This window comes from Streptomyces paradoxus, from assembly GCF_014202475.1.
In the GTDB taxonomy this organism is placed as follows: domain Bacteria; phylum Actinomycetota; class Actinomycetes; order Streptomycetales; family Streptomycetaceae; genus Streptomyces; species Streptomyces paradoxus.
The window spans coordinates 1,015,575-1,022,378 of the sequence record NZ_JACHGV010000003.1 but is presented as its reverse complement, the minus strand read 5'-3'; the positions used below and the strand labels follow the sequence as shown (position 1 = coordinate 1,022,378).

General features: G+C 71.2%; 3 protein-coding genes and 1 pseudogene. All 4 read left to right on the top strand.

The features are described 5' to 3' along the window. Positions 1-428 (top strand): annotated as a pseudogene (locus tag HNR57_RS14455) (alpha-1,4-glucan--maltose-1-phosphate maltosyltransferase); the annotation flags it as partial. After that, the gene (treS, locus tag HNR57_RS14450) at positions 425-2,125 is read left to right on the top strand and encodes a maltose alpha-D-glucosyltransferase (RefSeq protein WP_107455377.1); all 1,701 of its coding nucleotides are present in this window, start codon (positions 425-427) and stop codon (positions 2,123-2,125) included. The pseudogene HNR57_RS14455 and the gene treS, both read left to right, overlap by 4 nt. A 191-nt stretch (positions 2,126-2,316) precedes the next feature. Continuing rightward, positions 2,317-3,759 (top strand): maltokinase N-terminal cap-like domain-containing protein, encoded by a 1,443-nt coding sequence (locus HNR57_RS14445; protein ID WP_184560314.1) that lies wholly within the window; start codon positions 2,317-2,319, stop codon positions 3,757-3,759. A 31-nt stretch (positions 3,760-3,790) separates the two neighbouring features. Beyond that, complete coding sequence (gene glgB, locus HNR57_RS14440) at positions 3,791-6,676, top strand: 1,4-alpha-glucan branching enzyme (protein ID WP_184560312.1); 2,886 nt, start codon at positions 3,791-3,793, stop codon at positions 6,674-6,676. Positions 6,677-6,804 lie beyond the last annotated feature (128 nt).

Genomic DNA, 6,804 nt, shown 5'->3' with positions numbered 1-6,804 from the left:
AGTACCAGCTCAGGCACCGTGACTGGGCCACCGCCGAACGCGAGGGCCGCACCATCACCCGGCTCCTCACCCGGCTCAACACCATCCGCCGGGAGAATCCGGCCCTCCAGCAGCTGCGGGACATCCACTTCCACCACGCCGACCAGGAAGCGGTGATCGCCTACTCGAAGCGGAAGGGTTCGAACACGGTTCTGGTGGTCGCCAACCTCGACCCCCACCACACCCAGGAGGCCACGGTCTCGTTGGACATGCCGCAACTCGGCCTGGACTGGCACGAGTCGGTGCCGGTGCGCGACGAGCTCACCGGCGAGACCTACCACTGGGGCAGGGCCAACTATGTGCGCCTCGAACCGGGCCGCAGGCCCGCGCACGTCTTCACGGTCCTGCGACCGTCCACCCCGGAGATCGGAGGGTCACCCACAACATGATCGTCAACGAACCCGTTCCGGACACCTTCGAGGACACTCCTGCCCGGGACCGCGACCCTGAGTGGTTCAAACGCGCCGTCTTCTACGAGGTGCTCGTCCGCTCCTTCCAGGACAGCAACGGCGACGGCGTCGGCGACCTCAAGGGCCTGACCGCGAAGCTGGACTACCTCCAGTGGCTCGGCGTCGACTGTCTGTGGCTGCCGCCGTTCTTCAAGTCCCCGCTGCGCGACGGCGGCTACGACGTCTCCGACTACACGGCCGTGCTGCCCGAGTTCGGCGACCTCGCGGACTTCGTGGAGTTCGTCGACGCCGCCCACCAGCGCGGCATGCGCGTGATCATCGACTTCGTCATGAACCACACCAGCGACCAGCACCCGTGGTTCCAGGAGTCGCGCAAGGACCCCGACGGGCCCTATGGCGACTACTACGTGTGGGCGGACGACGACAAGCAGTTCCAGGACGCGCGGATCATCTTCGTCGACACCGAGGCGTCCAACTGGACCTACGACCCGGTCCGCAAGCAGTACTACTGGCACCGGTTCTTCTCCCACCAGCCGGACCTCAACTACGAGAACCCGGCCGTGCAGGAGGAGATGATCTCCGCGCTGAAGTTCTGGCTGGACCTGGGCATCGACGGGTTCCGGCTGGACGCGGTGCCGTACCTGTACCAGCAGGAGGGCACCAACTGCGAGAACCTCCCGGAGACGCACGACTTCCTGAAGCGGGTGCGCAAGGAGATCGACGCGCAGTACCCGGACACGGTGCTGCTGGCGGAGGCCAACCAGTGGCCCGAGGACGTCGTCGACTACTTCGGCGACTACCCGAGCGGCGGCGACGAGTGCCACATGGCGTTCCACTTCCCCGTCATGCCGCGCATCTTCATGGCCGTCCGCCGCGAATCCCGCTACCCGGTCTCCGAGATCCTGGCCAAGACCCCGGCCATCCCGTCGAACTGCCAGTGGGGCATCTTCCTGCGCAACCACGACGAGCTCACGCTCGAAATGGTCACCGACGAAGAGCGCGACTACATGTGGGCCGAGTACGCCAAGGACCCCCGCATGCGCGCCAACATCGGCATCCGCCGCAGGCTCGCCCCGCTGCTGGACAACGACCGCAACCAGATCGAGCTGTTCACGGCCCTGCTGCTGTCGCTGCCCGGCTCGCCGATCCTGTACTACGGCGACGAGATCGGCATGGGCGACAACATCTGGCTCGGCGACCGGGACGCGGTGCGCACGCCGATGCAGTGGACGCCCGACCGCAACGCGGGGTTCTCCTCGTGCGACCCGGGCCGGCTGTTCCTGCCCACGATCATGGACCCGGTCTACGGCTACCAGGTCACGAGCGTCGAGGCGTCCATGGCCTCGCCGTCCTCGCTGCTGCACTGGACCCGCCGCATGATCGAGATCCGCAAGCAGAACCCGGCCTTCGGACTCGGCTCGTACACCGAGCTGCCGTCGACGAACCCGGCGGTGCTGGCGTTCCTGCGCGAGTACGAGGACGACCTGGTGCTGTGCGTGAACAACTTCTCGCGTTTCGCACAGCCCACCGAGCTGGACCTGAGCGCCTTCGAGGGGCGGCACCCGGTGGAGCTGTTCGGCGGGGTCCGCTTCCCGGCCATCGGCGAGCTGCCGTACCTGCTGACCCTCGGGGGGCACGGGTTCTACTGGTTCAGGCTCCGCAAGGAGACCATGTGAGGCCTGAAAAGGCCTGTTGAGGCCTGATCCGCGGGGCGGGCGGCAAACCCCCGCGGCGGGGCGTTTCCTCCGCCCCGCCCGGGGCACGCATGAGTAACACCCCGCCCGCCCGCGTGAGCCGGAGGGGCGCCGTCCGGAGCCGGCCGCAGGCGCCGGAGGCGCACCGAGAATGGGTGAAAGGACGCGACGCCATGTCGGAAGCCGTCACACGCACCGTCACCACCCCGCCCGGCCTCCTTGCCTCCCTCGATCCGCTGCTGCGGGAATGGCTGCCGCGGCAGCGCTGGTTCGCGGGCAAGGGCCGGCCGGTCACCGGGTTCACGCTGGTCGAGGCCACCGAGCTCCTCCCGGCCACGTCCAAGCTGGGCCTGTACCACCTGCTCGTCCGCGCCCATCAGCCCGTCGTACCGTCCCACGGGGCGCCCGGTCACCCCGGTGACTGCTACCAGCTGCTGATAGGCGTGCGCGAGGCGCTGCCGCCTCGGCTGGCGCCCGCGCTGATCGGACATGTGCCGACGGGACCGCTGGCCGGCCGGACGGTCTACGACGCCCTGCACGACACCCGGCCCGCCGAGCTGCTGATGGAGGCGCTGCGCACCCGGGCCCGCGTCGGCCGGCTGCGCTTCGACCGGGACCCGGGCCAGGACATCCGCTCGGAGCTGGTGCCGCGGGTGGTGACCGCCGAGCAGTCCAACTCGTCGGTCGTCTACGGAGATACGTTCATCCTAAAGCTGCTCCGCCGGATCGTGCCCGGGATCAATCCCGATCTGGAGCTGCCGCTCGCGCTGGCCCGCGAGGGCTGCCCCCGGGTGCCCGCGCCGACGGCCTGGATGGTCGCGGACATCGCCCCCACGGCGGACCCGGTCGTCCCGGCGGGCCCGGTGGACCTCGCCGCCCAGCCGTACGTCCTGGGCGTGCTGCAGCCGTTCCTGCAGGGCGCCTCCGACGGCTGGGAGCTGGCGCTGCGCGAGCTGGCCAAGGGCGAGGACTTCGGCGCCGAGGCGCGGGCACTGGGCCGGGCCACCGCCGAGGTGCACACCGCGCTGGCCCGCGCGTTGCCCACCGTCACGCTCGGTCACATGCAGCTCCAGCTCATGGTCGACGGCATGATCGAGCGGCTGGACGCGGCGGTCCACGCGGTGCCCGCGCTGCGGCCGTACGCCGGCGGGCTGCGGTCCGCGTTCACGGCACTGGGCGATCTGGCCGCCGAGGGCCGCACCTGGACCGCGCAGCGGGTGCACGGCGACCTGCACCTCGGCCAGTGCCTGCGCTCGCCGTCCGGCGAGTGGTGGCTGATCGACTTCGAGGGCGAGCCGGCCCGGCCGCTGGCCGAGCGGCGCATGCCGCAGCCGGCCGTGCGGGACGTCGCCGGGATGCTGCGGTCCTTCGACTACGCGGCCCGCTCGGCCGACCCGCCCCAGGCGGACTGGGCCGAGACCTGCCGCGCCGCCTACTGCACCGGCTACGCGGAGGCCTCCGGCCGCGATCCGCGCACCGACCCGGTGCTGCTGCGGGCCTACGAGACCGACAAGGCGATCTACGAGGTGGTGTACGAGGCCCGGCACCGCCCCGACTGGCTGCCGGTGCCCCTGGCCGCCATAGACCGGCTCGCCTCGACCGGCCACCTGACCTGACCGACCACCCCTCGTCCTGGAGGCTCCGCCCGTGACCCCCCGCCCTGAGTCCAGCGGTTCGCGTCCCAAGGGGACCGCCGGGGAGAAGATCCCCGAGCAGCCCACGGCCGTCCAGCAGAAGAGCGCCGCGAAGAAGACGGCGGTGCCCAAACAGGCAGCGGCGAAGAAGGCGGCCCCCGCGAAGGCGACCGCCAAGAAGGCCGCCGCCGCCAAGACCACCGTCGGCAAGACCGTGGCCAAGAAGGCGGCGACGAAGAAGGCGTCCGCCAAGAAGACGGCGGCCGAGCAGCCGGCGGCCGGGACGGCGGCGGTGACGGCGAAGAAGACCGCCGCCAAGGAGACGGCCGCGAAGAAGACGGCCGTGAAGAAGACGGCCGTGAAGAAGGCGGCTGCCAAGAAGGCCACGACGGTCAAGGCGACGGCTGCGAAGTCCGCTGCCGTGAAGGGCACCGCCGCCGGGACCGCTGCCACGAAGGCCGCGTCGGCGAAGTCCACTGCGGCGAAGACGGCCGCGAAGAAGGCCCCGGCCGCCGAGAGCACCGCCGCGAAGGCCCCGGCCAAGAAAGCCCCCGCCAAGAAGGTCACCGTCGCCAAGAGCACCGCTTCGAAGACTCCCGCCAAGAAGGCCGTCGCGAAGAAGAGTGCGGTCAGGAAGGCCCCGGCCCGGGAAGCCGCCCCCGCCGTGCAGGCCGCCTCCGCCCAGGTCGTTCCGCCGGAGATGGAGGTCGCCGTCTCGCCCGCCGTCGACGCGGCGGACCGGGACCGGCTGCTCGGCGGCACGCACCACGACCCGCACTCCGTGCTGGGCGCGCATCCGGTGCCCGGCGGCATCGCCTTCCGGGCGTTCCGGCCGTACGCCCTGTCGGTGACCGTCGTCGCCGGGGAGCTGCGAGCCGAGCTGCACGACGACGGGGAGGGGTTCTTCTCCGGCCTGCTGCCGCTGCGGGAGGTCCCGGCGTACCGGCTGCTCGTGGAGTACGAGGGCACGGTCCTGGAGACCGAGGACGCGTACCGCTTCCTGCCCACGCTGGGCGACCTCGACCTGCACCTGATCGGCGAGGGCCGGCACGAGGAGCTGTGGACGGCGCTGGGCGCGCACCCGATGACCCACGAGGGCGTGACCGGCACCCGGTTCGCGGTGTGGGCGCCGAACGCGCGCGGTGTGCGCGTGGCCGGCACCTTCAACTTCTGGGACGGCACCGGGCACGTCATGCGGTCACTGGGCTCGTCCGGGGTGTGGGAGCTGTTCCTGCCGGACATCGGCGAGGGCGAGCTGTACAAGTTCGAGATCACCCGTCCCGACGGCTCGAAGACGCTGCGCGCCGACCCGCTGGCCCGCCGCACCGAGGTGCCGCCGGCGACCTCGTCGGTCATCACGTCCTCGGCGTACGAGTGGGGTGACGCCGAGTGGCTGGCCCGGCGCGCCGAGGTCCCGGCGCACGAGGCGCCGTTCTCGGTGTACGAGGTGCATCTGCCGTCCTGGCGGCCCGGTCTGACGTACCGTCAACTGGCGGAGCAGCTGCCGGGGTACGTGAAGAACCTGGGCTTCACGCACGTCGAGCTGATGCCGGTCGCGGAGCATCCGTTCGGCGGCTCCTGGGGCTACCAGGTGACCGGCTTCTACGCGCCGACGGCCCGGCTGGGCACGCCGGACGACTTCCGGTACCTGGTCGACAGGCTGCACCAGGCCGGGATCGGCGTCCTCATGGACTGGGTGCCGGCGCACTTCCCGCGCGACGCCTGGGCGCTGGCCGAGTTCGACGGCCGGCCGCTGTACGAGCACGAGGATCCGCTGCGGGCCGCGCACCCCGACTGGGGCACGCTGGAGTTCGACTTCGGGCGCAACGAGGTGCGCAACTTCCTCGTGGCGAACGCCGTGTACTGGTGCGAGGAGTTCCACATCGACGGCCTGCGTGTGGACGCCGTCGCCTCGATGCTCTACCTCGACTACTCGCGCGAGCCGGGCCAGTGGACGCCCAACGAGCACGGCGGCCGGGAGAACCTGGACGCGGTGGCCTTCCTGCAGGAGATGAACGCGACGGTCTACCGCAGGGTGCCCGGCGTGGTCACGATCGCCGAGGAGTCCACCGCCTGGGACGGGGTCACCCGGGCCACCCACCACAAGGGCCCGAGCGGCTTCGGCGGGCTGGGGTTCGGGCTGAAGTGGAACATGGGCTGGATGCACGACTCGTTGCAGTACATGAGCCACGAGCCGGTGCACCGCAAGTACCACCACGGGGAGATGACCTTCTCGATGGTGTACGCGTACAGCGAGAACTACGTGCTGCCGATCTCCCACGACGAGGTCGTGCACGGCAAGCGCTCCCTGGTGTCGAAGATGCCGGGCGACTGGTGGCAGCAGCGCGCCTCGGTGCGGGCCTACCTCGGCTTCATGTGGGCCCACCCGGGCAAGCAACTGCTCTTCATGGGCCAGGAGTTCGCGCAGGGCGCCGAGTGGTCCGAGGCGCACGGCCCCGACTGGTGGCTGCTGGACCCGGGCTACGGGGCGGAGCCCGACCACCGGGGCGTGCGTGACCTGGTCCGCGACCTGAACACCGTCTACCGGGCGACCCCGGCGCTGTGGCGCCTGGACACGGACCCGGCCGGTTTCGAGTGGATCGTCGGGGACGCCGCCGACGACAACGTCCTGGCGTTCCTGCGGCTGGACCCGGAGGGCGTCCCGGTGCTGGCGGTGTCCAACTTCGCGCCGGTCACCCGCCAGGACTACCGCCTGGGCGTCCCCGATGACGTGCCCGCCTGGCACGAGGCCGTCAACACCGACGCGGCCCGCTACGGAGGCAGCGACGTCACCCACCCCGACCCGGTCAAACCGGAACCCCTGGCCTGGCACGGCCGCCCGGCCAGCATCCGGCTGACGCTGCCACCTCTGGCGACGGTGTGGCTGCGCCCGGCGTAGGAGGCCCGGGCCCCCTGTGACAGGGCTGTGACCGGAGGAGTGGCTTCCACCACAACCCGGCCGGTCCGGCCCTGGTGGGGTGGCCGCATGGATGCCACCCGGGTCACCCCGCAGGGCCCGCCGTGCTG

What these genes read in the sequence shown, in the direction of transcription:
- treS (WP_107455377.1), top strand. Translation starts at nt 425, where the DNA reads ATGATCGTCAACGAACCCGTTCCGGACACCTTCGAGGACACTCCTGCC.
- HNR57_RS14445 (WP_184560314.1), top strand. Translation starts at nt 2,317, where the DNA reads ATGTCGGAAGCCGTCACACGCACCGTCACCACCCCGCCCGGCCTCCTT.